At 60.4% G+C, this 26,770-nt stretch carries 30 protein-coding genes; 19 read left to right on the forward strand and 11 right to left on the reverse strand.

The genetic code is table 11. The features are described from left to right. Positions 1-40 precede the first annotated feature (40 nt). The 13 genes from VW35_RS04975 (at position 41) to VW35_RS05035 (ending at position 10,170) form a co-directional block, all read left to right on the forward strand. Positions 41-562 carry a hypothetical protein gene (locus VW35_RS04975; protein WP_046141917.1) on the forward strand — a complete coding sequence of 174 codons (522 nt, stop codon included), beginning with the start codon at positions 41-43 and terminating at the stop codon, positions 560-562. A 4-nt stretch (positions 563-566) separates the two neighbouring features. Then, the gene (gene purQ, locus VW35_RS04980) at positions 567-1,235 is read left to right on the forward strand and encodes a phosphoribosylformylglycinamidine synthase subunit PurQ (protein ID WP_046141918.1); all 669 of its coding nucleotides are present in this window, start codon (positions 567-569) and stop codon (positions 1,233-1,235) included. Positions 1,236-1,269: 34 nt separating this feature from the next. Further along, the gene (locus VW35_RS04985) at positions 1,270-1,881 is read left to right on the forward strand and encodes a DJ-1/PfpI family protein (RefSeq protein ID WP_046141919.1); all 612 of its coding nucleotides are present in this window, start codon (positions 1,270-1,272) and stop codon (positions 1,879-1,881) included. Further along, positions 1,878-4,103, forward strand: a complete 2,226-nt coding sequence (gene purL, locus VW35_RS04990; RefSeq protein ID WP_046141920.1) for a phosphoribosylformylglycinamidine synthase subunit PurL — start codon at positions 1,878-1,880, stop codon at positions 4,101-4,103. Before VW35_RS04985 ends, purL begins: the two co-directional genes overlap by 4 nt. An 80-nt stretch (positions 4,104-4,183) precedes the next feature. Further along, a complete protein-coding gene (locus VW35_RS04995) occupies positions 4,184-4,777 on the forward strand; it encodes a hypothetical protein (protein WP_152662487.1) in 594 nt (197 codons plus the stop codon). 88 nt (positions 4,778-4,865) lie between these two features. Beyond that, positions 4,866-5,099, forward strand: coding sequence for a BolA family protein (locus VW35_RS05000; RefSeq protein ID WP_046141922.1), 234 nt, complete (start codon positions 4,866-4,868; stop codon positions 5,097-5,099). 3 nt (positions 5,100-5,102) lie between these two features. Beyond that, positions 5,103-5,417 (forward strand): DUF6665 family protein, encoded by a 315-nt coding sequence (locus tag VW35_RS05005; protein ID WP_244465831.1) that lies wholly within the window; start codon positions 5,103-5,105, stop codon positions 5,415-5,417. A 29-nt stretch (positions 5,418-5,446) separates the two neighbouring features. Next, positions 5,447-5,809 (forward strand): HIT family protein, encoded by a 363-nt coding sequence (locus tag VW35_RS05010; protein ID WP_052951505.1) that lies wholly within the window; start codon positions 5,447-5,449, stop codon positions 5,807-5,809. Next, the gene (locus tag VW35_RS05015; protein ID WP_046142496.1) at positions 5,806-6,459 is read left to right on the forward strand and encodes an HAD-IA family hydrolase; all 654 of its coding nucleotides are present in this window, start codon (positions 5,806-5,808) and stop codon (positions 6,457-6,459) included. The genes VW35_RS05010 and VW35_RS05015 overlap by 4 nt, the downstream gene beginning before the upstream one ends. Further along, positions 6,456-6,998, forward strand: a complete 543-nt coding sequence (locus tag VW35_RS05020) for a hypothetical protein (protein ID WP_046141923.1) — start codon at positions 6,456-6,458, stop codon at positions 6,996-6,998. Before VW35_RS05015 ends, VW35_RS05020 begins: the two co-directional genes overlap by 4 nt. Before the next feature lie 108 nt (positions 6,999-7,106). After that, on the forward strand, positions 7,107-7,442 hold the full coding sequence (gene grxD / locus VW35_RS05025) for a Grx4 family monothiol glutaredoxin (protein WP_046141924.1): 336 nt from the start codon (positions 7,107-7,109) through the stop codon (positions 7,440-7,442). A 138-nt stretch (positions 7,443-7,580) separates the two neighbouring features. Then, complete coding sequence (locus tag VW35_RS05030) at positions 7,581-8,798, forward strand: MFS transporter (protein WP_342016358.1); 1,218 nt, start codon at positions 7,581-7,583, stop codon at positions 8,796-8,798. Positions 8,799-8,913: 115 nt separating this feature from the next. Beyond that, the gene (locus tag VW35_RS05035) at positions 8,914-10,170 is read left to right on the forward strand and encodes a multidrug effflux MFS transporter (protein ID WP_046141926.1); all 1,257 of its coding nucleotides are present in this window, start codon (positions 8,914-8,916) and stop codon (positions 10,168-10,170) included. A 39-nt stretch (positions 10,171-10,209) separates the two neighbouring features. Here VW35_RS05035 and VW35_RS05040 read toward each other — a convergent pair whose 3' ends face one another. Genes VW35_RS05040 through VW35_RS05050 form a run of 3 tightly spaced genes read right to left on the reverse strand, consistent with a single transcriptional unit; the run spans position 10,210 to position 11,535 of the window. Beyond that, the gene (locus tag VW35_RS05040) at positions 10,210-10,839 is read right to left on the reverse strand and encodes an ATP-dependent Clp protease proteolytic subunit (protein WP_046141927.1); all 630 of its coding nucleotides are present in this window, start codon (positions 10,837-10,839) and stop codon (positions 10,210-10,212) included. Positions 10,840-10,891: 52 nt separating this feature from the next. Further along, positions 10,892-11,224, reverse strand: a complete 333-nt coding sequence (locus VW35_RS05045) for an SRPBCC domain-containing protein (RefSeq protein ID WP_046141928.1) — start codon at positions 11,222-11,224, stop codon at positions 10,892-10,894. Beyond that, positions 11,221-11,535: an ArsR/SmtB family transcription factor gene (locus tag VW35_RS05050; protein WP_046141929.1), complete on the reverse strand. Its 315-nt coding sequence runs from the start codon at positions 11,533-11,535 to the stop codon at positions 11,221-11,223. The genes VW35_RS05045 and VW35_RS05050 overlap by 4 nt, the downstream gene beginning before the upstream one ends. Positions 11,536-11,643: 108 nt before the next feature. Between VW35_RS05050 and VW35_RS05055 the strand changes: the two genes are divergently transcribed. Continuing rightward, complete coding sequence (locus VW35_RS05055; protein WP_046141930.1) at positions 11,644-12,837, forward strand: pyridoxal-phosphate-dependent aminotransferase family protein; 1,194 nt, start codon at positions 11,644-11,646, stop codon at positions 12,835-12,837. On the opposite strand, the gene VW35_RS05060 is transcribed toward VW35_RS05055, so the two are convergent. Together VW35_RS05060 and ttcA are read right to left on the reverse strand one after the other, a co-directional pair. Next, positions 12,827-13,639, reverse strand: a complete 813-nt coding sequence (locus VW35_RS05060; protein ID WP_046141931.1) for an inositol monophosphatase family protein — start codon at positions 13,637-13,639, stop codon at positions 12,827-12,829. The two genes, VW35_RS05055 and VW35_RS05060, sit on opposite strands and share 11 nt — an antisense overlap. After that, positions 13,636-14,499, reverse strand: a complete 864-nt coding sequence (gene ttcA, locus VW35_RS05065; RefSeq protein WP_161796880.1) for a tRNA 2-thiocytidine(32) synthetase TtcA — start codon at positions 14,497-14,499, stop codon at positions 13,636-13,638. The genes VW35_RS05060 and ttcA overlap by 4 nt, the downstream gene beginning before the upstream one ends. A 178-nt stretch (positions 14,500-14,677) precedes the next feature. Here ttcA and VW35_RS05070 point away from each other — a divergent pair, with 178 nt between their 5' ends. Next, the gene (locus tag VW35_RS05070) at positions 14,678-16,078 is read left to right on the forward strand and encodes a peptide transporter (protein WP_046141933.1); all 1,401 of its coding nucleotides are present in this window, start codon (positions 14,678-14,680) and stop codon (positions 16,076-16,078) included. Positions 16,079-16,219: 141 nt separating this feature from the next. Here the strand turns inward: VW35_RS05070 and rpsD are convergent, their stop codons facing one another. From rpsD to VW35_RS05095, 5 genes are all read right to left on the reverse strand, one after another. Then, positions 16,220-16,837, reverse strand: a complete 618-nt coding sequence (rpsD, locus tag VW35_RS05075; protein ID WP_046141934.1) for a 30S ribosomal protein S4 — start codon at positions 16,835-16,837, stop codon at positions 16,220-16,222. Between the two features lie 173 nt (positions 16,838-17,010). Continuing rightward, positions 17,011-18,249 (reverse strand): MFS transporter, encoded by a 1,239-nt coding sequence (locus VW35_RS05080; RefSeq protein WP_046141935.1) that lies wholly within the window; start codon positions 18,247-18,249, stop codon positions 17,011-17,013. Between the two features lie 67 nt (positions 18,250-18,316). Beyond that, positions 18,317-19,129 carry an RNA methyltransferase gene (locus VW35_RS05085; RefSeq protein ID WP_046142497.1) on the reverse strand — a complete coding sequence of 271 codons (813 nt, stop codon included), beginning with the start codon at positions 19,127-19,129 and terminating at the stop codon, positions 18,317-18,319. A gap of 56 nt (positions 19,130-19,185) precedes the next feature. Continuing rightward, positions 19,186-19,782: a GNAT family N-acetyltransferase gene (locus VW35_RS05090; RefSeq protein WP_046141936.1), complete on the reverse strand. Its 597-nt coding sequence runs from the start codon at positions 19,780-19,782 to the stop codon at positions 19,186-19,188. Between the two features lie 191 nt (positions 19,783-19,973). Continuing rightward, positions 19,974-20,537 (reverse strand): GNAT family N-acetyltransferase, encoded by a 564-nt coding sequence (locus tag VW35_RS05095; RefSeq protein ID WP_046142498.1) that lies wholly within the window; start codon positions 20,535-20,537, stop codon positions 19,974-19,976. Between the two features lie 90 nt (positions 20,538-20,627). Between VW35_RS05095 and VW35_RS20430 the strand changes: the two genes are divergently transcribed. The 4 genes from VW35_RS20430 (at position 20,628) to VW35_RS05115 (ending at position 24,020) form a co-directional block, all read left to right on the forward strand. Then, on the forward strand, positions 20,628-21,071 hold the full coding sequence (locus VW35_RS20430; RefSeq protein ID WP_052951507.1) for a GFA family protein: 444 nt from the start codon (positions 20,628-20,630) through the stop codon (positions 21,069-21,071). Then, entirely contained in the window at positions 21,068-21,403 is a 336-nt protein-coding gene (locus tag VW35_RS05105; protein WP_244465832.1) for a TfoX/Sxy family protein, read from the forward strand. Before VW35_RS20430 ends, VW35_RS05105 begins: the two co-directional genes overlap by 4 nt. A 219-nt stretch (positions 21,404-21,622) precedes the next feature. Further along, positions 21,623-22,834 carry an NADP-dependent isocitrate dehydrogenase gene (locus tag VW35_RS05110; RefSeq protein WP_046141938.1) on the forward strand — a complete coding sequence of 404 codons (1,212 nt, stop codon included), beginning with the start codon at positions 21,623-21,625 and terminating at the stop codon, positions 22,832-22,834. A gap of 301 nt (positions 22,835-23,135) precedes the next feature. Beyond that, positions 23,136-24,020 (forward strand): DMT family transporter, encoded by an 885-nt coding sequence (locus tag VW35_RS05115; protein ID WP_046141939.1) that lies wholly within the window; start codon positions 23,136-23,138, stop codon positions 24,018-24,020. Positions 24,021-24,127: 107 nt separating this feature from the next. On the opposite strand, the gene alaS is transcribed toward VW35_RS05115, so the two are convergent. After that, complete coding sequence (alaS, locus tag VW35_RS05120) at positions 24,128-26,767, reverse strand: alanine--tRNA ligase (protein WP_046141940.1); 2,640 nt, start codon at positions 26,765-26,767, stop codon at positions 24,128-24,130. Between the last annotated feature and the right edge of the window lie 3 nt (positions 26,768-26,770).

Raw genomic sequence — 26,770 nt, forward strand, 5'->3', positions numbered from 1 at the left:
TCGCTAGGTCGGCAGGGCACAAAAAGATGGAGCCCTGCCGATGCGTTTTCCCCTTGCCTGCTTGGCCTTTCTGCCGGTCCTCCTCGCGCCAATGTCTGCTCGGGCCGAATTCCTCTCTCCAACATTCGAGACGCTGGCGATCGAAGGCATAGCGATGCCAGATTGGATCTCCGGCGTGCGCGAGGGCGCCTATATCGGCATGTGCGGCGGCTGCGAAGGCGGCACCATGATGCTCGAAGTCAAAGTGCTCGATGACGATGGAACCGGCGACCGCGTTCGGTCGGGCGAAACCACCGCCGAAAAGTACACCGAAATCGGCAAGTCTAACGCGCGCTCCATGGGAGGAGAAGCCGACTATTTCGGCACCAAGAAGGTCGAATATGGTCCGGCTGTCGGCTTCAAGACCAGAGCCAAGACGGCGACCGGCGACTTCTCGTCCACGTATCAGTTGTGGAGCGACGGCAAACAATTGCTGATCAGAGTCTACGGCAAAGACCAAAGCATGGTGGACAACGTCGCGGAGAAAGCCTATTCCGCCGCTGCACCCCAGACCTTCAGGTGACCTGATGAAAGCTGCCGTCCTCGTGTTCCCCGGCCTCAATCGCGACCGCGACATGATCGCGGCGTTGAACAAGATCGGAGGCACGGCGCCAGCCGTCGTCTGGCATCAGGATGCCGATATACCCGATGTCGACCTGATCGTCATTCCCGGTGGCTTTTCCTATGGCGATTATCTGCGCTGCGGCGCGATTGCCGCGCGCTCGCCGATGATGGATAAGGTGCGCGAGCGGGCCGCTCGGGGCGTCAAGGTTCTGGGTGTCTGCAATGGCTTCCAGATCCTGATCGAAGCAGGTCTCCTGCCCGGCGCGCTCATGCGCAATACGTCGCTCAAATTCGTCTGCCGCGAGGTCAAGCTCGAGGTGACCAACACGGACAATGCCTTCACCAGCGGGTACGCCAAGGGCCAGATTATCCGTTGTCCGGTCGCCCACCACGACGGCAATTACTTCGCAGACACCGAAACCCTGGCGCGCCTTGAAGGCGACGGTCGCGTGGCATTCCGCTATGCTGATGGGACTAACCCTAACGGCTCGATCAACGATATTGCGGGCATTCTCAACGCAGAAAAGAACGTGCTCGGGCTGATGCCGCATCCCGAGAACCTGATCGAAAGCGCCCATGGTGGGGATGACGGTCGCGCTCTTTTCGCCACCCTTCTCAACAAGGCAGCTTGATTGAGCAGTTTGCGAGGCCGGCAGGAAGTGCACCATGGTTGACGCCAATAATCCGCTCCAAGTGGGCATCGTCGTGTTTCCCGAGATCGAGGAACTCGACTTCGTCGGTCCCTGGGAAGTTTTTACCATGGCCGCCAAGATCGGCGCGCCGGTGAACACCTTCACCGTCGCCTGGCCCGAAAAGGCGCTACGCTGCGCCAAGGGTTTGCGAATCGAGGCGGACCACGATTTTTCCGATGCCCCGCATGCCGATCTGGTCATCGTCCCGGGCGGCGCCGGCACGCGTACGATCATCATGGACGACGCCTTCATAGATACGCTGCGCGATTATCTCGCCGCAGCCAAGTGGCAAGCCTCGGTCTGCACCGGCGCGGCGCTCCTCGGCCAGACCGGCTTTCTCGACGGGAAACGGGCAACGACCAACCACGCCGCCATCGACTGGGTGCGGAGCATGGCGCGCAAGGCCTATTTCACCACCGAAGAGCGCTATGTCCGCCACGGCAGCGTGGTGACCAGCGGCGGCGTTTCCGCAGGCATCGACATGTCGCTCTGGTTCGTCGGCCATCTCTTTGGCCACGATACCGCCCGCGAGACGCAACGCGTCATGGAATATTACCCCGAGCCCCCCTACGGACCGACTCGATGACCCTGAGAAACGACATCGCCATCACCCCGCAGCTAGTCGCCGACCATGGGCTGAAGCCGGATGAATACCAGAAGATCCTGGACCTGATCGGTCGCGAGCCGACTTATACCGAGCTCGGCATCTTCTCGGCGATGTGGAACGAGCACTGCTCTTACAAAAGCTCGAAGAAGTGGCTGCGTACGCTGCCGACCCAGGGGCCACGGGTCATCCAGGGTCCGGGCGAAAACGCCGGCGTCGTCGATATCGGCGATGGCCAGGCAGTCGTCTTCAAGATGGAATCGCACAACCACCCTAGCTTCATCGAGCCCTATCAGGGCGCGGCGACCGGCGTTGGCGGCATCCTGCGCGACGTCTTCACCATGGGCGCCCGCCCCGTTGCGGCGATGAACGCCTTGCGCTTCGGTGCGCCGGAGCATGAAAAGACCCGCCACCTCGTCAATGGCGTCGTTGCAGGCGTTGGCGGCTATGGCAATTCCTTCGGCGTGCCGACGGTAGGCGGCGAAGTCGAGTTCGATGCGCGGTACAACGGAAACATCCTCGTCAATGCCTTTGCGGCGGGCCTGGCTGACACTGATAAGATTTTCTATTCCAAGGCCGAAGGCGTTGGCCTGCCTGTCGTCTATCTCGGCGCCAAGACTGGCCGGGATGGCGTCGGCGGCGCCACCATGGCCTCTGCTGAATTCGGCGACGACATCGAGGAAAAGCGTCCGACGGTTCAGGTCGGCGATCCATTTACCGAAAAGCGGCTGCTCGAAGCCTGCCTGGAGCTCATGGCTACGGGTGCCGTTATCGCCATCCAGGACATGGGCGCGGCGGGTTTGACCTGTTCTGCGGTGGAAATGGGCGCCAAGGGCGATCTCGGCATCGAGCTCGATCTCGATAAGGTGCCCGTGCGCGAAGAGCGCATGAGTGCTTACGAGATGATGCTCTCCGAAAGTCAGGAGCGCATGCTCATGGTGCTGCATCCGGAAAAGGAAGCAGCCGCCCGCGCCGTCTTCGAAAAGTGGGAGCTCGATTTCGCGACGGTCGGCAAGACCACCGACGACCTGCGTTTCCGCGTGCTTTGGCAGGGCGAGGAAGTTGCCAATCTGCCGATCAAGGAACTCGGCGATGAAGCGCCGGAATACGATCGTCCCTGGATCGAGCCAAAGAGCCCTCCCGCGCTGGAAGCCGATGACGTTCCGCAGATGGACATCGCCGAAGCGCTTCTAAGACTCATCGGCGGCCATCAGTGCTCTTCGCGCCGCTGGGTTTACGAGCAATACGACACCCTGATCCAGGGGAACAGCATTCAGCGTCCCGGCGGCGATGCGGGCGTCATCCGCGTGCTGGGTCACGACAGCAAAGGCCTTGCTTTCACCTCCGACGTCAATCCGCGCTATTGCGAGGCCAATCCCTACGAGGGCGGCAAGCAGGCAGTTGCCGAATGCTGGCGTAACCTGACCGCGACCGGTGCGGAGCCGCTTGCCGCTACCGACAACCTCAACTTCGGCAATCCCGAACGCCCCGAAATCATGGGCCAGCTCGTGAAAGCCGTCGGCGGTATTGGTGACGCCTGCCGTGCGCTCGATTTCCCGATCGTTTCGGGCAATGTGTCGCTTTACAACGAAACCAATGGTCGCGGCATTCTGCCGACGCCGACCATTGGCGGCGTCGGTCTCCTGCCCGATTGGCAGAAAAGCGTGCGGATCGGGTTCGCCGCTGCCAACCAGCCGATCCTCCTGATAGGCGGTCCGGCGGAGCGCGGCACGCATCTGGGTCAGTCGATCTATCTGCGCGATCTCTTCGACCGGCGCGACGGCGATGCTCCGCATGTCGACCTTGCCGCGGAAAAGAAAACCGGAGACTTCGTGCGCAAACTGATCCGTTCGGGCGTGGCTACGGCTTGCCACGATCTCTCCGATGGCGGCTTGGGCGTTGCACTGGCAGAAATGGCGATTGCCGGTGGCATCGGTGCGAACATCGTCGATATCGAAGACCACAATCCCATCCTCCAATATTTCGGCGAGGACCAGGGGCGTTATCTCGTCACACTCAATCTCGATCCGCAAGGTGACGAGATCGCTGCTCTTTGGAACGAAGCCAAGTCGCTCGGCATCGAGGCGCCGTGGATCGGCACGACCGGCGGCACCGAGCTGATTCTGGGCAAGGCCCGAGCTGTCTCGGTCGCGGAGTTGACGCACGCACACGAGAGTTGGTTCCCCAGCTATATGTCTGCCTGAGATCGCGCCGCGTCAGCTTTGCCTTATGATCGCCACCCTTTGGTACGCCAAAGGGTGGCTTAGTTTTTTAGGAGCGTCCGATGCGATCGAACCGGCTGTTGATGGTCATTGTGGGTCTGGGGGCGGCAGCCATGCCAGTTGCCGCAACCGCCCAGAGCGTCAACGTCACGCGGTCGATCTTTCCGGATCAGCCTTATACCTTGATCTACCCCGAGGCGATGGTCGCGACAGGCGGAGCCGGCGAACCGCTAACCATCAATCATCCGAATGCGCCGCTGCAGTGCGACCTGTCCGTTGTTCCAGTGGAAGACGGACAATGGACCGCCGAAAGCGCCCTTTCGAGCCTCGACACCGACGCCATCACTGCGGCCTGGGCTGAGACTTTTCCCGGCTTCGTGCTTGGCCCTTCAGGCACAACGCAATATCAGGACGCCACCGCGCTGATCTATGAAGGCACCAGCAAGAGTTCGGCGATGGGCGTTCCGATCACGCTCGTGCATACCGAAACCGTTGCGTCGAACCTCGGCTATTCGCTCGACTGCATCTATTCGACCGCAGTCTCGGAGCAGGTCCGGCCGGCAGTCGATTTCATCATCGCCAATTTTGCGACTCGGTCGGATGCCGATTGCTGCGTCGGTGCAACGCCAGCCACCGAAGACACGACCGCTCAATAGCGCTACCTCGATATTGATGCCTGCCGGTCCACATGCCATATCAAAGGCATGTGCCGGTGACGGCAGTGTTGAGCTTGGGAGATTACAAATGCCGATGGACGCCCACGAGATCGAGCGCCGTATCAAGGCAGCCCTGCCCGATGCCGAAATCGAAATCCGCGACCTTGCCGGCGACGGCGATCATTATGCCGCGACAGTGATTTCCGAAAGCTTCCGTGGCAAGAGCCGCGTCCAGCAGCATCAGCTCGTCTACGCCGCCCTGCAGGGCGATATGGGCGGCGCCCTTCACGCGCTGGCTCTCCAAACCAGCGTGCCCGAATAGCCAATGCCCGGCCTACGCGAATCTCTCGACCTGATCAGGATGGTCCGGCCAGATGCCGGTACCGCTGCCATTGAACACGAGATCGCCGCAGAGCGCGCCAATTCCATCGGCGCCGCCGAAGAGCGCGTCATCAAGACGCTGGCCCTTTTGCGCGACAACCCAGCCGATCGTGACGCTGCTCTTGGCAACGCGCAGCAGGCGGTGTGGGCCTATTTCGTGCAGCGCGAGCTTATCGGCTTTCGGCGACACGCGGAGGTCATCCAGGACTTGAAGATACCCGGCGAAGTGCTTGCCGGCCTTGGTGCGGTTCGCAAGTGAGCGGAAGTGAGCCAGGCTGCCGCTTCTGCTTGGCGAATGAGCTGCTGTCGGATAGACCGATCCTGGAAACCGAGCATTTCTATATGCTCGCCAGCATCGATCCGGTGGTGCCTGTCGCCGGAATGGTCATTCCCAAGCGCCACAGCGTCGACCCGTTTGAAATGAACGGCGAAGAGTGGGCCGATTTCGCAAATGCGCTTGCGGCTGCCAAGGCCCATTTCGAGGACCATAAGCCGGCAGGCTTTACGCTGGGCTGGAATGTCGGTGCGGTGGGTGGGCAGCATGTATTCCACACCCATCTCCACATCATTCCGCGCTTCGAAGGCGAGCCCAATCAAGGGGTCGGCATTCGTCGCATTTTCCGTCCTGCCGATTGGAGACCTGCGAATTGACCCGGGCAGTGATCTTCGACGTCGATGGTGTCCTTATCGAGGGATATCACTCCAACCCGGCTCGCGTCCGCGCCTGGGACAAAGACATGCTGACCGAGATCGGCGTCGATCCAGACCGGCTGCGCGAAGAATTCACTTTCGATGTCTTCGTCAAGAAAGTCATCGTCGGCCAGATGAGCTTCATCGAGGCCCTTGATCGCTATCTCCCAAGTGTCGGCTACAAACATGGCGGCATGGTCTTTGCGCATTATTGGCTCAAAAAGGACTCGACGCTCAATGCCCCGGTGGTCGAGATCGCACGCAAGCTCAAGGCGCGTGGCGATTGCATGCTCTATATTGCCACCAACCAGGAGCACCTGCGCGCCATGTGGCTGTGGGGCAAACTGGGGCTCGGCGAAATTTTCGATGACATGTTCTATTCGGCGCGTCTTGGCGTACGCAAACCGGAGAACCGGTTCTTCGAACACGTCAATCTGGCTATCGGCTCGCAGGCCGAGCCGCCCCTGTTCTTCGACGATACGCCAAAGGTCGTAGCCGCTGCCCGCGTGCATGGCTGGGAAGCGATCGAGTTCGATACGGTCGCCGATTGCGCCAACCACCCCTGGATTGCCGATCGGATCGGCACCATCAATTTGAAAGACGCCCCATGATCCGCTTCGCTGCCTTGGCTGCGCTCGCCCTCGCCGGCTGCTCTGCACCAGCTTTCGCCGAGGACGCCCAATGCTTCCAGAACGAAACCGCGCTCGTCATTGCGCAAACGCGCACCGACGAGGCCGGCACCGATATCCTCGTTCGGGCGCCGGCCAAGGGAAAGATCAAGTGTGAATACGAAGAGCGTGAAGGCGACTGGATCATCGGATCGCCCGGCGATCCGCTTTGGTATGAAGCGCTTGCCGGCAAGTTCCTCGTGTTGACGCGCTCGACCGGCCCGGACGGCGATATTGTCATCTACGACCTGGCAATCCGGGAAAAGCTTGTAGACGAACCCGCGGACGACGAAATCGTGGTTACCGAAGATGCCGTGACCTACTGGCAGCGGATCGCATCTGGCACGGCTGACAATTGCGACAGATTTGCCGAGTATAGCGAAATGGGGCTTGGCGCCGTTGTCGCCGAGGAGCGCGTGCTCGACTTAGCTTCAGGTACCATCAAGCAGACTGGCCAATCCCGCTGCAGCTCGACGCAATAACAAACATCGCCAACTGCCGATGCTGATCTCGACAGAGCCATAGTCCTGTCCTATCTAGTGCAGGAATGCACCCGGCCCTTGACCCCGGTTTCCTGAAAGGCTTCTCACATGACCGACATCAACGCCTTTATCGACGAGAAGGTGAAGAACAACGACGTGTTCCTCTTCATGAAGGGCACGCCCGATTTTCCGCAGTGCGGCTTCTCTGGCCAGGTTGTCCAGATCCTGAGCTATCTCGGCGTCGACTACGACAGCGCCAATGTCCTTGAAAGCCCCGAGCTTCGCGATGGCATCAAGGCCTATTCGAACTGGCCGACCATCCCGCAGCTCTATGTGAAGGGCGAGTTCATCGGTGGCGCCGATATCACGCGCGAAATGTTCCAGTCTGGCGAATTGCAGCAGCACCTGCAGAAGGCCGGCATCGAGGTCAAGCAGAGCGCCTGATCGCACAGTATTCAAAAGCCCGGTTAGTGACCGGGCTTTTCTTTTGCATCACTCGAATTGATCGGACCCATTCCGCAAAGTCGCTTTGCGGAAATCGAGTGCGGGCGTAGACAAGTCATCCTCTTTAGGATGCTTGCCATGACTTCCACAGCGCTTCGCCCGGCTGTTCCGCTGCTTGTTCTCATCATCGTCGGTTGTATCGTAGCGGCCATCGGCAACGGCGTGCGCACCAGTTTTGGGCTCTTTACGCTGCCGATGACCGGCGACTTGGGGCTGACGCGCGAAAGCTGGGGCATGGCCATGGCGATCCAGAACCTCGCCTGGGGGATCGCCCAACCCTTTGCCGGTGCCTATGCCGACCGAGTCGGCACCGGACGCACCGTTGCCATGGGTGCCGCGATCTACGCCTTTGGCGTCCTCGGGATGGCAATTTCGCCGGATGCTGGCTGGTTGACTCTCTCTGCAGGCATCGTCACCGGCGTCGGCATTGCAGTTTCGTCTTTCTCGGTTGTCATGGCAGCCTTTGGCCGCTCGGTGCCGGTCGAAAAGCGCTCACTGATCTTCGGTGTCGCCACTGCTGCGTCATCCTTCGGCCAGTTCGCCTTCGCGCCCATCAGCCAGGGCTTCATCAATGCATTTGGCTGGCAATCAGCGCTTGTTTATCTTGGGATGGCCCTGCTGCTGATCATTCCACTGAGCTACGCGCTCCGCGGCCGCACCGAAAACCCAGTGGGCCAAGCCGACCTGCGCTTCATGCAGGCCCTCTCCAAGGCCTGGGGACATGGCTCGTACCGCCTACTCGTGATCGGCTTTTTCGTCTGTGGCTTTCACCTCGCCTTCATCAACGTCCACATGCCCGCTTACCTGGTGCAATGCGGCCTCACGCCGGAAGTCGGAAGCTGGACCATCGCTGTCATCGGCCTATTCAACATTGTCGGCTCGCTGATGGCCGGCTATCTTGGTGGTAAGCTGCCCAAGCAACTCCTGCTGGCGACCATCTATTTCCTGCGTTCACTCGCCATTGCCCTCTTCCTGCTGATTCCAGTCAGCGAGATCACCGCCTACGCCTTCGCCGCCGCTATGGGCCTCCTCTGGCTCTCGACCGTGCCGCTCACGGCCGGGCTTGTGTCGCTGTTCTTCGGCGCTCGCTATATGGGCATGCTCTACGGCGTCGCGTTTTTCAGCCACCAGCTCGGCTCGTTCGTCGGCGTTTGGCTCGGCGGCTTCGCTTACGACCAGACGGGCTCTTATGCGCTCGTCTGGTATCTGGGCATCGTTCTGGGGCTTGCTTCCGCCGCGCTGCACATCCCGATCAATGAGCGCAGCGCCAGCAATTTTAGCCTCAAGCCGGCCTGAAACCTTCGACTATCGTTTTTTACCGATAAAGGCTTGCCATCGCGGCCGGACGGGTTCATGGTCCGGCCCATATTTGCGCCCTTCGTCTGGCGCCCTTCCTGTCTGAGCAATAATTATGTCCGATCACTTTACACGGGTGCTTTCGCGCCCTGAATTCATTGCCCTTATTGCTGCGCTGATGGCTTTGAATGCGCTTGCCATCGACGTTATGTTGCCGGCCCTGCCCTATATGGGCCACGCCTTGGGTGTCGCCAGCGAGAACGAACGGCAGTACGTCGTCTCGTCCTATATGCTGGGCATGGGTATCGCCGTGCTCGCGTTCGGACCGCTATCGGACCGTTTTGGCCGCCGGGGTCCCCTCCTCGTCGGCATCGGCATCTACATCATCGCCGCCATCGCGGCAGTCTTTGCGCCGAGCTTTGCCGTTCTTCTGGTTCTGCGCTTCATTCAGGGCATGGGCGCGGCCAGCGTGCGCGTTATCGCCATGTCCGTGGTGCGCGATCGCTATTCGGGCCGCGAGATGGCGGAAGTGATGTCGCTGACCTTCATGGTGTTCATGGCCATTCCGATCATCGCTCCGGGCGTTGGACAAGTCCTGCTGTTGACCGGTCCGTGGCAGACCATTTTCATCTTCATGGGTGGCCTTGCCGCCATCTTCTGGTTCTGGACCTTCCGTCGCCTGCCCGAATCCCTTCCAATGGACGCGCGTCGCCCGCTGACGCTGTCCGGCATCGCGCAGAGCTTCAAGATCGTCTTCACCAACCGCGCAGCCATTTCCTATGGCCTGGCCGGCACCTTCCTCTTTGGTGCGCTTTTCGGCTTCATCAGCTCGAGTCAGCAGATCTATGTCGATATCTATGGCCTTGGTGTCTATTTCCCCGTCGCCTTCGCGGCAATGGCTGGCCTTATGGCAGTGTCGTCCTTTACCAATTCGCGGATCGTGCGCCGCTTCGGCATGCGGCGCCTGTCCCATGGCGCGATGCTGACCTTCACTATTTTCAGTGGCATCTGGCTGGCCTTTGCCATGAGCGGCTTCCTGCCGCTTTGGCTCTTCTTCTCGTTGCTCGCCATCATCATGTTTAGCTTTGGCTGGGCATCGTCGAACATGAATTCGCTCTCAATGGAGCCATTGGGCAATGTCGCCGGCACGGCATCGTCCGTCTTCGGTTTCATTCAGACCGTCGGCGGCGCGCTGATCGGGGGCTATACCGGCCAGCACTTCGACGGCACAACCGTCCCGGCGGCGACCGGATATTTTCTCATGGGCATCCTTGCCTTGATCTGCGTCCTGATCGCAGAAAAAGGCCGCCTCTTCGGTGTCGGCGAACAATATTCCCATGCCGGCGCCGAGCCGGTCATGGAAGCACACTGATTGAAAAGGCCACCCCGCGGGGGTGGCCTTTTTGTTCGCCTAGTTGCTGACCGCGCTTTGCGGCGGAGACAGTTGGCTTCGGTCAGCATAGACGTGATCGACCAGGCCCCAGGCCAAGGCTTCTTGCGGCGGCATATAGCGATCACGCTCGAGCGCCGCTTCAACCTCTTCGTAGGTCCGGCCGCAATGCTTGGCATAAATCATATTGGTCAGGCGCTTGAGGCGCATGCTCTCTTCGGCGTGGATTAGGATGTCCGTGACCTTGCCCTGGTAGCCCCCTGAGGGCTGATGCAGCATGATCGAGGTATTGGGCAGGCTAGCGCGAAACCCAGCTTCCCCGGCCGCTAGAACAAGCGTTGCCGCCGACGCGGCCATACCCATGCAGAGCGTACCGACCGGCGCCTTGATGAACTGCATCGTGTCATACATCGACAGCGCCGCCGTCACCACGCCGCCTGGCGAGTTTATGTAAAGATAAATCGGCTTATTTGGCGCTTCGGCTTCCAGAAACAGGAGCTGGGCGCAGACGAGCGAGGCCATGTTGTCCTCGATGTCGCCATTTAGAAAAATGATCCGCTCGCGCAAGAGCCGCGAGTAGATGTCGAAAGCGCGCTCGCCACGGCTCGACTGTTCAACGACCATAGGGACGAGTTGCATCATGTCGCGCATAGGCGACCTCCGTTCGGTTGCGATGTCTGCAGGATGGCGTTAAGCGCTGACCTCAGGCGGCCAGCATCATCGCCGGTTCGTTGCTGTTGGCCGGCACCGGCATGGTCAGCGGCGCGTGCGTCAGCCGGAACCAGGTGCCGCCATCTTCGCGCGGCGCGATCTCGAAGGTGACGAGGCTTTCTTCCGGCTCCGAGGTCTGCCCGTTCTCGCGCCAGCGATATGTCAGGCGGCGGTTCTCATCCGAGGAGACGACCGAAATCTCGGCATTCTCTGGCCGCTGAAGCCACCGGTCGAGATATTCGGGGATGGACAGCGCCCGCCAGACCTTTTCCGGCGGGGCATCGAGCGTCGTCTCGAAGACGAGCGTTCCGGTGTTGTCCGTCATTGGTCCATCTCCTTGAGAAGATCCTTGAGATTATCGATTCGGCTGGGCCAGAAATCGCGATAGCGTGCCAGCCACCCATGGAGCGGTGCGAAACCTTCGGGGTCGATCCGGTAATGTGCGAACCGCCCTTCGCGTCGCTCGCTGATGAGCCCGGCACCCTTGAGCACCGCGATATGCTGCGACATTGCCGGCTGCGAAATGGCGAACCCCTCGCGCAAAACGGTAGCCGTCAGCTCGTCGCCGGACAGCCGCTCGAGTATTGCGCGGCGTGTCGGATCAGCCAGAACCTTGAATATCTCTGCTTCGTTCATGCAAACACATAAGCACACACTTATGAGTCGGCGCAAGATGACATCTTCTGGTCTTTGCGATGGTGTCCAGGAACGATAGGCTGGGCGTTCTTCCCTGCGGATTCTCCCATGACCGGTCGCACCTATCTCGCCATTCCCGGGCCATCGGTCGTTCCCGACCGCGTGCTCAACGCCATGCATCGCGCCGCGCCCAATATCTACGAGGGTGATGTCGTAGCCATGATGGACCAGCTGATGGCCGACCTCAAACGCGTGGCCGTGACCAGCCAGAATGCCGCGATCTATATCGCCAACGGTCACGGCGCCTGGGAAGCCGGAAATGCCAATCTGTTTTCGCGCGGCGATAAGGCTCTTCTCGTCGCCACAGGTCTTTTTGGCATGAGCTGGGCCAATTCGGCGATCCGCATGGGCGTCGACGTCGAAATTCTCGATTGCGGCAAGTCCGGCGCCGCCGACCCTGCCCGCGTTGCCGAGCGCTTGCGGGCCGATAAGGCCCACGAATTCAAAGTCGTCATGGTCACCCATGTCGACACCGCCTCTTCGGCCAAGAACGACATCCGCGCCATGCGAAAGGCGTTGGACGATGCCGGCCATCCGGCCCTTTTCGCCGTTGACGCCGTTGCAAGCCTTGGCTGTGACGAGCTGAGGATGGATGAGTGGGGCGTCGATGTCGTCGTCGGCGCGAGCCAGAAGGGCCTGATGATGCCGCCCGGCCTCGGCTTCCTCTGGTTCTCCGATAAGGCGCGCAAGCGGACTGCGGGCGGCGACCTTCGGACGCCCTATTGGGATTGGGAGCCGCGCACGGTCGGCGCAGAGTTCTGGCAATATTTTGGCGGCACCGCCCCCACCCAGCATCTCTTCGGAATGCGGGAAGCGCTCACCATGATTCTCGATGAAGAAGGTCTCGAAAACGTTTGGACACGCCACAGTAGGCTTGCCCGCGCAGTCTGGGCGGCTGTTGACGCCTGGGCTGCCGGCAATCCCGACATCGGCCTCAACATCGCTTCCCCTACCGCCCGTGGCCACTCCGTCACCGCGGCGCGCCTCGCCAGCGGCGGTGCCGGCCGCCTGCGCTCATGGCTCGAAAAGGAAACTGGCGTGACGCTTGGCATCGGGCTTGGCATGGCTATGGCGCACGAGCCCGCCTACGCCGACTTCTTCCGCATCGGCCATATGGGACACGTCAATGCCCATATGGTCCTTGGCGTGCTTGCCAGCATTGAGGCGGGGCTGACCGCACTCGATATTGCCCACGGCGGTGGCGCAGTCGAGGCCGCTGCAGCGGCATTCGCTAGACCGTAAATACCTCGTGGCGCAGAGCTTCCCAGCTCCCCTTATCGGGCGCGACAAGAAGCCCGCCATCGGTATGGCTTGCGTTATAGCCTGAGCCATCGAACCGTGCCGTATAGGCGCCGGCCTCGCGCATCATCAGTTCGCCAGCGACATGGTCCCAGGGCATGAGCTTGTTATACATCAGGAAATGCACGTGGCCGCCCGCCGCCATACGATATTCGTGCCCTGCGCAGCGATAATTGGCAAACATCTTGACCTTGGCGAGATTGCCAAGGATTTGCGGCCGCGTCGCCTCTGGCAAGTATGAGACGGACGCCAACCCGCCCATGTCGAATAACGCTACCGGATCGGCGAATTTCTGGCGCACACGGCGGCCATCGGGGAAAACCTGCCATGTGCCGCAACCGCGCTCGGTCATCATGAAATCGTCGCCCATCGGATCGTAGATCACCCCGGCAACGGTCTCGCCATTTTGGACCACCGCCGCCATGACGGCAAATAACGGGAGGCCAGCCGCAAAATTGTACGTCCCGTCGACCGGATCGACATAGATGACCGTCCGGTCGTCAAACTTCCACATCAGCAATGCCGGATTCGCCGCCACCGCTTCCTCGCCGATCACGACAGTATCGGGCGAATGCGCATTGATCGCGGCCGTAATGACGCGTTCGGCATTTTCGTCGGCCTCGGTCACGAGGTCGAATGCGCCGGTCTTGGTGCGAATATCTCCCTCGTCCAGCCGGCGGAAGCGCGGCATGATTTCGTCCTTGGCGGCCTGGCGGAGAATGGCGGCAAGGCGTTCGATATTCATGCGTCTGCGTCCTTCGGTTTCAGAGTTAGGCCCGCAAAATCGAAAAGACGCGGGTCGAGCATATGGCTGGGATTGATGTTGCCCAGTGCGCGGATCATCACATCCTTGCGGCCGGGCATTCGCTTTTCGATGTCGGTAAGCATTGCCTTCATCGCATTGCGCTCGAGGCCATCCTGCGATCCGCAAAGGTCGCAGGGGATGATGGGGAACTGCATTGCATCGGAAAAGCGCTGTAGGTCTTCCTCCGCGCAATAGATCAGCGGCCGGAGCACTTCGAGGTCGCCCTCGTCGTTGACGAGCTTGGCCGGCATCGCCGCCAGCTTGCCGCCATGGAAGAAGTTCATGAAAAAGGTTTCGAGACTGTCATCGCGATGGTGGCCGAGCACCAGCGCCGTGCATCCCTCTTCGCGCGCAATGCGATAAAGATTGCCCCGGCGAAGGCGCGAGCAGAGCGAGCAATAGGTCGCGCCCTGCGGCAGCTTGTCGGTCACGATGGAATAGGTGTCCTGATATTCGATCCGATGCTCGATGCCGAGTTCTTCAAGGAATTGGGGCAGGATGTGCTTGGGAAAGTTCGGCTGCCCCTGGTCGAGATTGCAGGCGAGGAGCTCGACGGGCAGGAGACCGCGCCATTTGAGATCAAGCAGCAGCGCCAGCATCCCATAGCTATCCTTGCCCCCGGACAGCGCGATCAACCACTTCTCCCCTGGCCGCACCATGGCGAACTTTTCGAGCGCCTCGCGCGTGTTCCGGATCAGCCGCTTGCGGAGCTTGTTGAACTCCACCGAACGCGGCGCCTTTGCGTAGATCGGATGGGCGCCGGCATCCGAGTCGTCGGCGGGCGTCGCAGGGGCATCCATCACCGCGGTCATGGCAAATCTCTCATAAACTTCCGTGCCCTGCTGATACCCCCTGCCGCCGATGAGGGAAAGCGAAAGCGACGGCGTTCAACCTTACCAAAGCTTAACTTCCCGTCCTTGTTTTATGCTTATTGCCACAGTTAGATGACACATTCCCTCGACACCCTGGAGTCTCCCGGTGTTTCGCTCCTTCTTCCCTGTCCCAAAGATTTTCTTCTCGTCGGCGGCGCTGTGGCTATTGGCTGCCGTATTGATCTGGTTTGCCATCGGCGAGCCGATCCGCAGCGCCATCGGCATCGACCGGTTCACCCATCCTCAGGTCGCCGCACCTCAGACCCCCGCATCCGACCAGCCCACGACGGCTGATGATGCTGTGGCTGCGCAGCCGGCGGCGGGTGCCGACCAGACAAATCCCAATGCACCGGCCACTACGGAAAGCGCTGCCTCGCCATCGCAGCAGGCAGCGGCCGCAGGAGCTGCAGAATCTTCGGTCGGCAACTTCCTCAATGGCGATCGGATCTGGCTCTATCAGTACGTGCTGATGGTCTCGCTGATCTTTTGCGTGTTCTGGTATTTTTATAAGCGCAACGAATGGTACTGGTGGAGCGTCGTTGGTTCGACCGGTATCCTCCTCGTCATCTATTTCCAGGTGCAGGTCGAAGCCTTCGTCAACGAATGGTCAGGCGTCTTCTTCGACATGATCCAGCTGGCGTTGACCCAGCCACGCTCGGTTACCCCTGAGCGGTTCTACGGTGAAGTCTTCACACTGCTTATCGTGCTGATGCCGACCATCCTTGTATCGGTGCTCTTGGCCTTCTTCACCTCGCACTATGTGTTCCGGTGGCGCAAGGCGATGAACTTTTACTACATGGCCCACTGGCCGGCGATCCGCCAAACTGAAGGCGCTGCGCAGCGCGTACAGGAAGACACGATGCGTTTCGCAACCATCGTCGAGGATCTCGGCACCGCCTTCTTCGGCTCTCTCATTACCCTCGTCGTCTTCCTGCCGATGCTCTGGGGTCTTTCAAGCACGATCACCGAACTGCCGTTCTTCGGCGAAGTCCCCGGGAGCCTCGTCTGGGTTGCCCTCGCCGCCGCCATCATTGGTACGGTTCTCCTGGCCGTCGTCGGCATCAAGTTGCCGGGTCTCAACTTTGCCAACCAGCGCGTGGAGGCAGCCTACCGCAAGGAGCTGGTGTTCGGCGAGGACCATGCAGAACGCGCCGATCCGCCGACTGTGAAAGAGCTCTTTGCCAATGTGCAGAAGAACTACTTCCGGCTCTATTTCCACTACACCTACTTCAACCTCGCCCGGTACGCCTACCTCAACATGGTCGGATATGTGCCGCTGCTCACCATGGCCCCTACGATCCTGGCCGGCGGCCTGACTATGGGTGTCTACCAGCAAGTGCAGCTGGCCTTCGGCCAAGTGTCGTCCTCGTTCCAGTTCTTCGCTCGCGCATGGACCACCATCGTCGAACTGCAGTCCGTCTACCTCCGCCTGCGTCTCTTCGAGAGCTTTATCCCGAAAGCCCAAGAGCCGATAAAAGCCAGCGTCAGCGACGCTGCAACGACCTGACACCCCAAGAAAAGGGCCACCCAAGGGTGGCCCTTTGTTTCGGTACCATTGCTGCTTTGTAATACAATCGAGCCATGGACGACCAAAAACAAAAGGGCCGCCCCGAGGGACGGCCCTTTCCAGTTTGATGCGTCGTTTCGCTTAGCGCGAATAGAATTCGACGACGAGGTTCGGTTCCATCTGGACCGGGTACGGCACGTCGGACAGAGCCGGAATGCGGACGAAGCTGGCGACCATCTTGTTGTGGTCGACTTCGACGTAATCCGGCACGTCGCGTTCAGCGAGCTGGACGGCTTCAAGAACGACGGTGAGCTGCTTGGAGCGCTCCTTGACCTCGATCTTGTCGCCAACCTTGACCTGGTAGGACGGAATGTTGACGCGCTGGCCGTTGACGGTCACGTGGCCATGGGACACGAACTGACGGGCGGCAAAAACGGTCGACACGAACTTTGCGCGGTAGACGATCGCGTCGAGGCGCGACTCGAGCAGACCGATCAGGTTTTCGCCGGTATCGCCCTTGCGGCGCGATGCTTCGTCATAAAGACGGCGGAAAGCCTTTTCGGTGATCGAGCCATAATAGCCCTTCAGCTTCTGCTTGGCGCGCAGCTGCAGACCGTAGTCCGAAAGCTTGCCCTTGCGGCGCTGACCGTGCTGGCCGGGGCCATAGGCACGTGCGTTCAAGGGGGACTTCGGACGGCCCCAGATGTTCTCGCCAAGACGGCGGTCAATCTTGTATTTTACAGAATGACGCTTCGACATCGCGTATCCCTTTCTAAGTTAGAATGGATCGCGCCCTCCTTTGCCTCTCGCGGGAGAGGCCGACAGATTCCCAAATATTCAGGAGATCCCGGGTGCGCCTATTAGGCCCGAGGGCCGGATAGGTGGGCGCTTGATAGGGGCGCGAGCCTACGCTGTCAAGCACTGCAAGGGGTTCAGGCCATCTTCTTGTCGAGGCTGTCCTGCTCCCGCAATTGCGGAAAGAGTCGACTCCAAAGCCCCGCGACGACCATGGCACCAACACCACCCACGGCGACAGCGGCCACCGGCCCGATGAAGTGCGCTACCGTGCCGGCCCGGAATTCCCCAAGCTCGTTCGAGGCGCCGATAAACACTGAATTGACGGCATTGACGCGACCGCGCACCTCTTCGGGCGTCCAAAGTTGCATGATGGTTTCGCGAATGGTGACGCTGACCATATCCGCAGCACCGACGAGCATCAGCGCAGCGATGGAGAGCCATACGCTGGTCGAAAGCCCAAAAACGAGCGTGAAGAGACCGAAAAGGGCGACGAACGCAAATAGTGTCTTCCCCGCATGCTTGCGAATGGGAAAGCGCGTCAAAACCAGGGCCATGATCAGCGCGCCAATGCCCGGCGAGGCACGCAGGATGCCGAATTCGATCGGCCCGCCATGCAGGATTTCTTCGGTAAAGGCCGGCAGCAACGCCACCGCACCGCCCATCAGCACCGCGAACATGTCGAGCGAAATGGCGCCCAGCACGACCTTGTTGGAAAGGATATAGCGGAAACCGCCAAAGATGGTTTCAAGGCTTGTCGCCTGCTGCGCCCGCTGCTGCATGGGTTTGGGGATCAACACGACACAGATAGCGCCACACAGAAGCAGCACGGCTGCGGTGCCGAAGGCGACGATCGGGCTGATCGCGTAGAGCACGCCACCCACCGACGGTCCGGCAATACTGGCAACTTGCCAGGCCGAGGCATTGACCGTGATGGCATTGGAAAGTGCCTCTGGCGGCACGAGATTGGGCGCAAGCGACTGCGCCGCGGGACCCCAGAAGGCGCGGGCGGTGCCGAGTACGATCAGAATCGCGAATATTGGCCACACCTGATGCGCCTCGACTTCGACGAGCATGAGGAAGCTGATCGCGCAGATCAATTCGACGGAAAGGCAAACGGCCATTATTCCGCGTCGATTGAAGCGATCAGCCGTGAGGCCCGTCACGAGAATGAGGCAAAGCGCCGGCAGGAAAAGGCAGAGGCCCACAAGCCCGAGCAGGAAATAATCGCCGGTGACCTCGAAAATCTGCCAGGCGATCGAGACCGACATGATCTGCACGGCAAAGCTGACGAGCAGCGTCGTCAGCCAAAAGAAGCGGAAACCTTTATAGGTGAAAGCGAGCCGGGACGGCTCAGTCGGCGAGGGCGTATTCATGATGCTCCCGCATGACATTTTGCCGCAGCCGCGTCAAAGGCGAAAACGCCCAGATGCGTTCGGCAGGCTAATCCGTGATCGGTTTATCTGTTGCCGGCTTTTGTCGATTGGGATTGGGCCGCTCGTGACGCCGGTCGATCGAGGAGATCACGCCGCGCAGCGTGCGGATTTCCTGGCTCGTGAACCGGCCGCGCGTCAGGGCGGTGCGCAGGTTGTTGACCATGCTCGGCCGCTTGTCTGGCGTCGTGAAGAAACCGGTCTGGTCGAGAACACCTTCGAGATGCTCGAAAAGACCGACAAGTTCGTTGCGAGGAGCAGCTTCATCCAAGCCGTCACCGAAAGGCAGGTCCTTGCCCGGCCCACCATGGCGACGCCACTCATACGCCATCAGCAAAACGGCCTGGGCGATATTAAGCGATGCGAAAGCCGGCTCGACGGGCAGCGTAACGATGGCGTCCGAGAGCGCAACTTCGTCGTTGAGAAGTCCCCAGCGTTCGCGGCCAAACAACAGTCCTGCGCCCTGCCCGGCATTGATACGCTGAGCCATGTTGATGGAGGCTTCCTCCGGCCCGAGCACTTCCTTCTGCATGTCGCGGGATCGGGCTGTCGTTGCATAGACAAGCTTAAGATCGGCAATCGCTTCTTCGAGCGTTTCGAAAACCCGAACCCGCTCAAGCACATGGTCGGCCCGAGAGGCGGCAGCAACCGCCTTTTCGTTTGGCCAGCCATCGCGAGGCCGAACGAGACGCATGTCCCAAAGACCGAAATTGGCCATGGCGCGCGCAGCCGTGCCGATGTTTTCACCGAGCTGCGGCTCACACAAGATAATCGCTGGCCCGGGGGCCAGCGTTATGGGGAGGGAAGTATCAGTACCTGCCATCTGCGCCATCCAGCGAAAGTCGCGGCGACATAGCGCAGATGCGCTTTAGGTGCAAATCAGGCCACGCGTTCCCGGATCGGCAGCGGATGGACCTTAGACGAAGCCTGCCATTCCCGATCTAGAATCGCGAAGTGCAATTCTTCGTCCCACTCGCCCTGGAACAGCGCATGTTCGCGATAATGGGCCTCAAGACGCATGCCGAGCTTTTGCATGAGCTTGGCGGAGTGATGGTTGCGACCATCGCATCGGACGAACACGCGATGAATGCGGAAATGATCGAACGCCATATTCATCATTGCAGTCAGAGCTTCCGTAAGAAAACCATTACCGGCATGGGCCGGGTCGATCGCAAACAGAAGTTCGCCCTGACCGGCGGTCGCATCGGACCAGCGGAGCGAAACATGACCGATCACGGCCTTATCGAGCTTCCGTTCGAGCGCGAGGGTGAGCGTGTCGCCTGGACGCTGAAGACCGCGCTGAGCGGACATCACGTCAACAGCGCCGGCCACGTCTTCCTGATAGCGCGTCGGACGAATGAGATAGCGCTGCACGGTGGGAAGAACGTGATAACGCGCAACATGTGCGGCATCCTGGCGCTCGAAAGGGCGGAGCACTAGACGCTCAGTGGAAATAGGAAGATCAAAAACGCTCATAATGGACACCGCCCCTGCAAGAAAAGCTACTGCATGCTTTCGAGGGAGAACGGCGATATTCGCCGTAAGTTCCTTGCACGGCTAATAAATTTCGGCTCAGCCGGTGAAGACAAAAAAACTCTGCATCGGATCAACGAGAGGCTGATCCGTGAGGGCACCAGAGGGCGGTGGGACCGGGAGTTTGCACGGAATTAGACACCATCGCGCCACTCACGGCGAAGAACAGCATAGATGAATTCTTCGTCCCAGCCACCCTTGAAGATAGCGTGCTCGCGAAAATGTGCCTCACGCCGCATGCCCAGGCGTTCCATCAACCGCCAGGACGACCCGTTGCGCGCATCGCACCGGGCAAAGATCCGATGGATCGACGCATCGCGAAACGCCAGATCGAACATCGCGCCCGCCGCTTCGGTAGCGTAACCCCTGCCCTGATACTCGGGATGGAAAATCCATCCGACTTCCGCCTGCCGCGCTTCTTCAGAGCGCCAGATGAGCGATAATTCGCCAATCAATGTACCGGTCTCGCGCAGCTCGGCGCCGAGAACGATCTTATCTTCCGGCTCGTTCCAGCCAATCTGAACCACCCGCTGCTGCACGGCTGTCGCGACTTCGTCCCGGCTTAGGGGCCCATCGAAAAGATAGAAGGCAACATCGCGCCGGCCGCGATAGTCAAAAACTGCATCGACATCGCCGCGCGTGAAGGGACGCAGAATCAAACGCGGCGTTACGATTGGGAAGTCGGGAAAAAATCCCATGATGGCCTCATTGGCTGAGGCACTTTCCTTGACATGGATCGCTCTGGCAAGCGGCTTGCCGCAGCTCCGCTCCCGTGCGAGCCTTCGCCTATGACCGGCCATGACCCCCAACATATCGACCAAACTGGACGCTGCGACTGCGGCGCGATCACGCTCAATGCCCAGGGCCGCGTGGTTTCCATGTTTCTGTGCGCCTGTGAGAACTGCCAGCGCTCGACCGGCACTGGGCACTCTTCCGTTGTCGTGGTCCACACGGAAGCCATCCGAACTGTCGGCGCCACCAAAGCCTTTTCACGCCCGGCCGCTTCTGGCGCTGTCTTTACGCGGCAGTTTTGCCCGGAATGCGGCACGACGGTTTTTGGTCAAAGCTCGCGAGCCCCTGCCCTGCGCATTCTACCCATCGGCATCTTTGTCAACCACAACGACTGGTTCGCTCCCAACCAACTGATTTTTGCGCGCAGCCACCAGGCTTGGGACCTGATCGAGGATCACTTGCCGCAGCACATGGCTTATCGAGAGGACGGCACGCCATGAGCATGGCTGTTGATGAACTGGCCGAGCGCATCCGTATGGCCCTGCCGCCCAATCTCCATTACGTCGAAAAGCGCATGTTTGGCGGCATTGCCTTCATGCTTCGTGGCAATATGCTGGTCTGCCCGATGAAAGACGGCAGCATGCTGGCGCGCGTCGGCAAGGACGGCATGGACGACGCCCTGGCCGTGCCCGGCGCAACCATCATGGATATGGCCGGGCGCAGCATGAGCGGCTTCGTCGTCGTTTCCGGCGATGCCATCGAAGACGATGAGACGCTGCGCGTTTGGATCGGCCGATGCAGCCGTTTCGTCGAAACGCTCCCGCCCAAGTAACGCGACCCGCGAATTTGCCGAGCCGTCGTCGCCGGTGGCTCTGCCGCACGCCGGATCGATCGCCTCACCTGCCCGCCAGCAGATAGTCCCGCGCCGGCAGGAGGTACGTCAACGGCATGCCCCCTTGCCCACCCTGCCTTTGCGCTTTTGCCTCATGATGCTATAGGGGCACCGACCATGGCCGAGGGGCCAGACCAAGGATTTTTAGGGAGTTATCCGATGAGCAAGATCAAAGTCGCCAATCCGGTTGTGGACCTCGACGGCGATGAAATGACCCGCATCATCTGGCAGGCGATCAAGGACAAGCTGATCCATCCCTACCTTGATCTCGACATCAAGTATTATGACCTGTCGATCCAGAACCGCGACGCCACCAACGATCAGGTGACCATCGATTCCGCTAATGCAATCAAGCAGTACGGCGTCGGCATCAAGTGCGCCACCATCACGCCGGACGAGCAGCGCGTTGAGGAATTCGGCCTCAAGAAGATGTGGAAGTCGCCCAACGGCACCATCCGCAATATCCTTGGCGGCGTGATCTTCCGCGAGCCCATCATCTGCAAGAACGTGCCGCGCCTCGTCCCCGGCTGGACCCAGCCGATCATCGTCGGCCGTCACGCCTTCGGCGACCAGTATCGCGCCACCGACTTCACCTTCCCCGGCAAGGGCAAGCTGACCATCAAGTTCGCCGGCGAAGACGGCACCGTCATCGAGCACGAAGTGTTCCAGGCACCGGGTTCGGGCGTGGCCATGGCGATGTACAACCTCGACGACTCGATCCGCGACTTTGCCTATTCGAGCTTCAACTATGGCCTCGCCCGCGGCGTGCCGGTCTACCTCTCGACCAAGAACACCATCCTCAAGGCCTATGACGGCCGCTTCAAGGACATCTTCCAGGAGATTTACGAGAAGGAATTCAAGGAGCAGTTCGAAGCCAAGAAGATCTGGTACGAGCACCGTCTGATCGACGACATGGTTGCTTCGGCCCTGAAATGGTCCGGCGGCTATGTCTGGGCCTGTAAGAACTACGACGGCGACGTTCAGTCCGATATCGTGGCCCAGGGCTTTGGCTCGCTGGGCCTCATGACCTCGGTTCTGGCAACGCCCGATGGCAAGATCGTCGAAGCCGAAGCCGCCCACGGCACCGTGACCCGTCACTACCGCCAGCACCAGCAGGGCAAGGAAACTTCGACGAACTCGACCGCGTCGATCTTCGCCTGGACCCGTGGCCTCGCCCACCGTGCCAAGCTCGACGACAATGCAGAGCTCGCCAAGTTCGCCGCGACGCTCGAAAAGGTCACCGTCGACACCATCGAGGAAGGCAAGATGACCAAGGATCTGTCCCTGCTCGTCGGTCCGGATCAGCCGTGGCTGTCGACCATCGGCTTCCTCGACGCCATCGACGCCAACCTCCAGAAGGCCATGGCGTAAGCTCTCAGAGCTTCCAGAAATGATGAAGGCCGGGTTTTGCGACCCGGCCTTTTTGTTTATCGCGCTAGCCTGAGGCTTGTTCTTTCCTGTCGGCCCCGCATCGACATTGAGTTTCAAGCGATCCCGCCTTGAGCATCGTCGGCTCCGGTCCCTAGCGGAAATCGAACGATTTGACGTAGCCGCTGCTGGCGACAACACTATCTAGCGAAAGGCGATTGATGAAGGCGTGACCGCAAGCAGCAAGCTTTGTATGGTAGTTTACTCGCCCTGAGTCCAAGCCCAGATTTTTCAGGTAGTTGCGATGCCCGCCGGCGTCATTCTGGCCTTTTTGGCCTATGCCAGTTTTTCTATCGCCGACGCGCTCATCAAGGCGACGGGACCCGCGCTGTCGGTCTTCGAAATCGCCTTTTTCACCACGAGCTTTTCCATCATTCCCGCCATCGTCACGAAGCGTGGGGAGCGCTGGCGGGATATGTATAAGCTGCACCACCCCTGGCTTGTGCACCTGCGGTGCCTGACGGCGATTTCTGGCACGGCCTGCGTCATGTTCGCGTTCACGCACATCGCCTTTGCCGATGTCTATGCCATTGGTTTTACAACGCCTTTGTTCGTGACACTGCTGTCCGTGCTCGTCCTTCGCGAATACGTGGCGGTGCATCGCTGGGCGCTGCTGCTGGTCAGTTTCCTGGGCGTGGTCCTCGTTATTCGTCCCGGCATGCGCGAGCTTGAATTGGGACACTATGTGATGATGGTCGCCGCTTGTCTCGGCGCTATCACCACCACTGTCCTGCGCCATATCGCGCCCAAGGAGCGACGCGTCAGCCTCGTCGGCGTGCAGGTGCTCTATTCCGGAATCTTCAATGCAATCATGATGATACCGACCTTTGTCGTGCCCAGCCCGGAGCAGCTGGCTATCCTCTTGGGCATCGGCCTTCTCGGTGGGGTCGGCGGGTTGCTGCTCATCCAGGCGAGCAAGCAGACGCCGGCAAACCTGATCGCGCCGGTGCAATATAGCCAACTGATCTGGGCGATCCTGTTTGGCGCGCTGTTTTTTGGCGAATATCCCGACTGGATCGCCATTGTCGGCATGCTGATCGTCGTCGGTGCGGGGCTGCTCAATGTGTTGAGCGAGAAGCGACCTATCAGATGGAAACCGCGGGTGTTTTTCTTCCGTATCGGGGAGTGATCGGGTAGCACTCCGTTACCCCTGACGGCTTTCAATGGGCTGATCGGCTGCAAAAACGACAAACCCCGCGCCGATGACGCGGGGTTTTCGCTTTTTGTCGGCGTCGATCAGATCAGCGCGCGGATCGCGGCGACAGCATCGTCGGCCTTGCTCGCGTCCGGACCACCACCCTGGGCCATGTCCGGACGGCCACCACCACCCTGCCCGCCGAGGGCGGCGGTTGCGGACTTGATCAGCGTGCCGGCGGCGTACTTGCCTGTAAGATCTTCGGTGACGCCGATGGCAACCGTGCCCTTGCCGTCTTCGCCCTTGAGGACGATGACCACCACGCCCGAACCGATGCGCTTCTTTTCCGCGTCGACGACGGTCTTGATGTCCTTGGCAGCGACGCCTTCGACGACGCGACCGACGAAGGTCACGCCATTGACGGTCTCGGTAGCGTTGCCGCCATCACTGCTGCCGCCGAGAGCGAGCTTCTGTCGCGCGTCGCTGAGAGCCTTTTCAGCACTCTTGAGCTGGTTCTGGAGCGCTTCGATCCGGTCAAGCACTTCATGGGTGCCCGAACGCAGAAGGCCGGCAGCCGAAGAGACGATGTTGACATTGGCATTGCCGCGATGACGTGCGGCTTTGCCGGTCAGGGCTTCGATGCGGCGAACACCGGCAGCCGATGCCGTCTCGGTAACGATGGAAACGAGACCGATATCGCCGGTGCGGCGCACATGCGTGCCGCCGCAAAGTTCGACGGACCAGCCAAGAGCATTGCCGGTCGGCTCGCCCATGGACACAACGCGGACTTCGTCGCCATATTTCTCGCCGAAGAGCGCACGAGCGCCCGACTCCTTGGCTTCCTCGACGCCCATCAGCCGTGTTTCGACCGGGGTGTTCTGGAGAACGATCTCGTTGGCGATATCTTCGACTTCAGCGATTTCCTGCGGGGTCATCGGCTTGGTGTGCACGAAGTCGAAGCGCAGGCGATCGGCCGAAACCATGGAGCCCTTCTGGGCGACGTGGTCGCCGAGAACGAGGCGGAGGGCTTCGTGCAACAGATGGGTCGCCGAGTGGTTCGAGCGGATGGACGAACGGCGCTCGTGGTCGACAATAAGCTCAACAGCCTGGCCGACCTTGAGCGTGCCCTCGGTGACCTTCACCTTATGGCTGAAAACGCCATGATGCTTACTGGTGTCGCGAACGTCAGCGGCAAAGCCATCGCCCTTTATCGTGCCGGTATCACCGACTTGGCCGCCGCTTTCGCCATAGAACGGCGTCTGATTGACGACGACGAAACCTTCCTGGCCGGCCGCGATCTCAGCGACTTCAGCGCCATCGACGAGCAGAGCCTTGATCTCGCCCTCCGCCCTTTCCGTTTCATAGCCGAGGAACTCGGTGGGACCGAGCTTATCGGCAAGGCCATACCAGACGGTATCGGTGGCGGCTTCGCCCGAACCAGCCCAGTTCTTGCGGGCTTCGGCCTTCTGTTGCGCCATAGCCGCGTCGAACCCGGCCTGGTCGACGGAAATGTTGCGCGAACGAAGGGCGTCCTGCGTCAGATCGAGCGGGAAGCCGTAAGTGTCATGAAGTTTGAAGGCCGTGGCGCCATCAAGGGTTGCACCTTCCGCGAGGTCGGCGGTCTCGGCCTCGAGAACCTGCAGGCCGCGACCAAGAGTCTTGAGGAAGCGCCCTTCTTCAAGCCTGACCGTTTCGGTGATCATGGCTTCGCCGCGCGACAACTCGGGATAGGCCTGGCCCATTTCGCGGACCAGGGTCGGCACCAGCTTGAAGATCGTGGGTTCGTTCGCACCGAGCAGGCTGGCGTGGCGCATGGCGCGGCGCATGATGCGTCGCAGGACGTAACCGCGGCCCTCGTTAGATGGGAGGACGCCTTCGGCGATGAGGAAGCTCATCGAGCGCAGGTGGTCGGCTATGACGCGCAGACTGCGGTTACCTGGGCCATCGACGTCCGAATTGGTGGCGTTGGCAGCAGCCGAGATCAGCGCCTTGAAGAGGTCGATGTCATAATTGTCGTGGACGCCCTGCATGACGGCCGAGACGCGCTCAAGACCCATGCCGGTATCGATCGAAGGACGCGGCAGGCCGGTGCGCGAACCATCGGCATGCTGCTCGAACTGCATGAAGACGAGGTTCCAGATTTCGATCCAACGATCGCCGTCTTCGTCCGGAGAACCGGGAGGGCCACCCCAGACCTTGTCGCCGTGGTCATAGAAGATTTCCGAGCACGGACCGCAGGGGCCAGTGTCGCCCATCTGCCAGAAATTGGATTTCGCGCCGAGCCGGACGATGCGGTCTTCGGAAAGCCCGGCAATCTTCTTCCAGAGTTCGAGCGCCTCGTCATCGTCCTGATAGACGGTGACCATGAGCTTTTCGCGCGGCAGGCCCCAATCCTTGGTGAGGAGGTTCCAGGCCAGCTCGATGGCGCGATCCTTGAAATAGTCGCCGAACGAGAAATTGCCCAGCATCTCAAAGAAGGTGTGGTGGCGCGCAGTGAAGCCCACATTGTCGAGATCGTTATGCTTGCCGCCGGCGCGAACGCATTTCTGCGCCGTCGTCGCCGTCGAATACGGACGTTTTTCAACGCCGGTAAAGACGTTCTTGAACTGCACCATGCCGGCGTTGGTGAACATCAGCGTCGGATCATTGCGCGGGACGAGCGGGCTCGACGCGACGGCTTCATGTCCGTTGCGGGCGAAGTAATCGACAAAGCTCGAACGGAGATCGTTTACGCTGGTCATCAA

This window comes from Devosia soli, from assembly GCF_000970455.1.
GTDB lineage: Bacteria > Pseudomonadota > Alphaproteobacteria > Rhizobiales > Devosiaceae > Devosia > Devosia soli.

Excerpts from the sequence above, each read along its gene's own strand:
- VW35_RS04975 (WP_046141917.1), top strand. The coding sequence starts at position 41 with ATGCGTTTTCCCCTTGCCTGCTTGGCCTTTCTGCCGGTCCTCCTCGCG.
- purQ (WP_046141918.1), top strand. The coding sequence starts at position 567 with ATGAAAGCTGCCGTCCTCGTGTTCCCCGGCCTCAATCGCGACCGCGAC.
- VW35_RS04985 (WP_046141919.1), top strand. The coding sequence starts at position 1,270 with ATGGTTGACGCCAATAATCCGCTCCAAGTGGGCATCGTCGTGTTTCCC.
- purL (WP_046141920.1), top strand. The coding sequence starts at position 1,878 with ATGACCCTGAGAAACGACATCGCCATCACCCCGCAGCTAGTCGCCGAC.
- VW35_RS04995 (WP_152662487.1), top strand. The coding sequence starts at position 4,184 with ATGCGATCGAACCGGCTGTTGATGGTCATTGTGGGTCTGGGGGCGGCA.
- VW35_RS05000 (WP_046141922.1), top strand. The coding sequence starts at position 4,866 with ATGCCGATGGACGCCCACGAGATCGAGCGCCGTATCAAGGCAGCCCTG.
- VW35_RS05005 (WP_244465831.1), top strand. The coding sequence starts at position 5,103 with ATGCCCGGCCTACGCGAATCTCTCGACCTGATCAGGATGGTCCGGCCA.
- VW35_RS05020 (WP_046141923.1), top strand. The coding sequence starts at position 6,456 with ATGATCCGCTTCGCTGCCTTGGCTGCGCTCGCCCTCGCCGGCTGCTCT.
- grxD (WP_046141924.1), top strand. The coding sequence starts at position 7,107 with ATGACCGACATCAACGCCTTTATCGACGAGAAGGTGAAGAACAACGAC.
- VW35_RS05030 (WP_342016358.1), top strand. The coding sequence starts at position 7,581 with ATGACTTCCACAGCGCTTCGCCCGGCTGTTCCGCTGCTTGTTCTCATC.
- VW35_RS05035 (WP_046141926.1), top strand. The coding sequence starts at position 8,914 with ATGTCCGATCACTTTACACGGGTGCTTTCGCGCCCTGAATTCATTGCC.
- VW35_RS05040 (WP_046141927.1), bottom strand. The coding sequence starts at position 10,839 with ATGCGCGACATGATGCAACTCGTCCCTATGGTCGTTGAACAGTCGAGC.
- VW35_RS05045 (WP_046141928.1), bottom strand. The coding sequence starts at position 11,224 with ATGACGGACAACACCGGAACGCTCGTCTTCGAGACGACGCTCGATGCC.
- VW35_RS05050 (WP_046141929.1), bottom strand. The coding sequence starts at position 11,535 with ATGAACGAAGCAGAGATATTCAAGGTTCTGGCTGATCCGACACGCCGC.
- VW35_RS05055 (WP_046141930.1), top strand. The coding sequence starts at position 11,644 with ATGACCGGTCGCACCTATCTCGCCATTCCCGGGCCATCGGTCGTTCCC.
- VW35_RS05060 (WP_046141931.1), bottom strand. The coding sequence starts at position 13,639 with ATGAATATCGAACGCCTTGCCGCCATTCTCCGCCAGGCCGCCAAGGAC.
- ttcA (WP_161796880.1), bottom strand. The coding sequence starts at position 14,499 with ATGGATGCCCCTGCGACGCCCGCCGACGACTCGGATGCCGGCGCCCAT.
- rpsD (WP_046141934.1), bottom strand. The coding sequence starts at position 16,837 with ATGTCGAAGCGTCATTCTGTAAAATACAAGATTGACCGCCGTCTTGGC.
- VW35_RS05080 (WP_046141935.1), bottom strand. The coding sequence starts at position 18,249 with ATGAATACGCCCTCGCCGACTGAGCCGTCCCGGCTCGCTTTCACCTAT.
- VW35_RS05085 (WP_046142497.1), bottom strand. The coding sequence starts at position 19,129 with ATGGCAGGTACTGATACTTCCCTCCCCATAACGCTGGCCCCCGGGCCA.
- VW35_RS05090 (WP_046141936.1), bottom strand. The coding sequence starts at position 19,782 with ATGAGCGTTTTTGATCTTCCTATTTCCACTGAGCGTCTAGTGCTCCGC.
- VW35_RS05095 (WP_046142498.1), bottom strand. The coding sequence starts at position 20,537 with ATGGGATTTTTTCCCGACTTCCCAATCGTAACGCCGCGTTTGATTCTG.
- VW35_RS20430 (WP_052951507.1), top strand. The coding sequence starts at position 20,628 with ATGACCGGCCATGACCCCCAACATATCGACCAAACTGGACGCTGCGAC.
- VW35_RS05105 (WP_244465832.1), top strand. The coding sequence starts at position 21,068 with ATGAGCATGGCTGTTGATGAACTGGCCGAGCGCATCCGTATGGCCCTG.
- VW35_RS05110 (WP_046141938.1), top strand. The coding sequence starts at position 21,623 with ATGAGCAAGATCAAAGTCGCCAATCCGGTTGTGGACCTCGACGGCGAT.
- VW35_RS05115 (WP_046141939.1), top strand. The coding sequence starts at position 23,136 with ATGCCCGCCGGCGTCATTCTGGCCTTTTTGGCCTATGCCAGTTTTTCT.
- alaS (WP_046141940.1), bottom strand. The coding sequence starts at position 26,767 with ATGACCAGCGTAAACGATCTCCGTTCGAGCTTTGTCGATTACTTCGCC.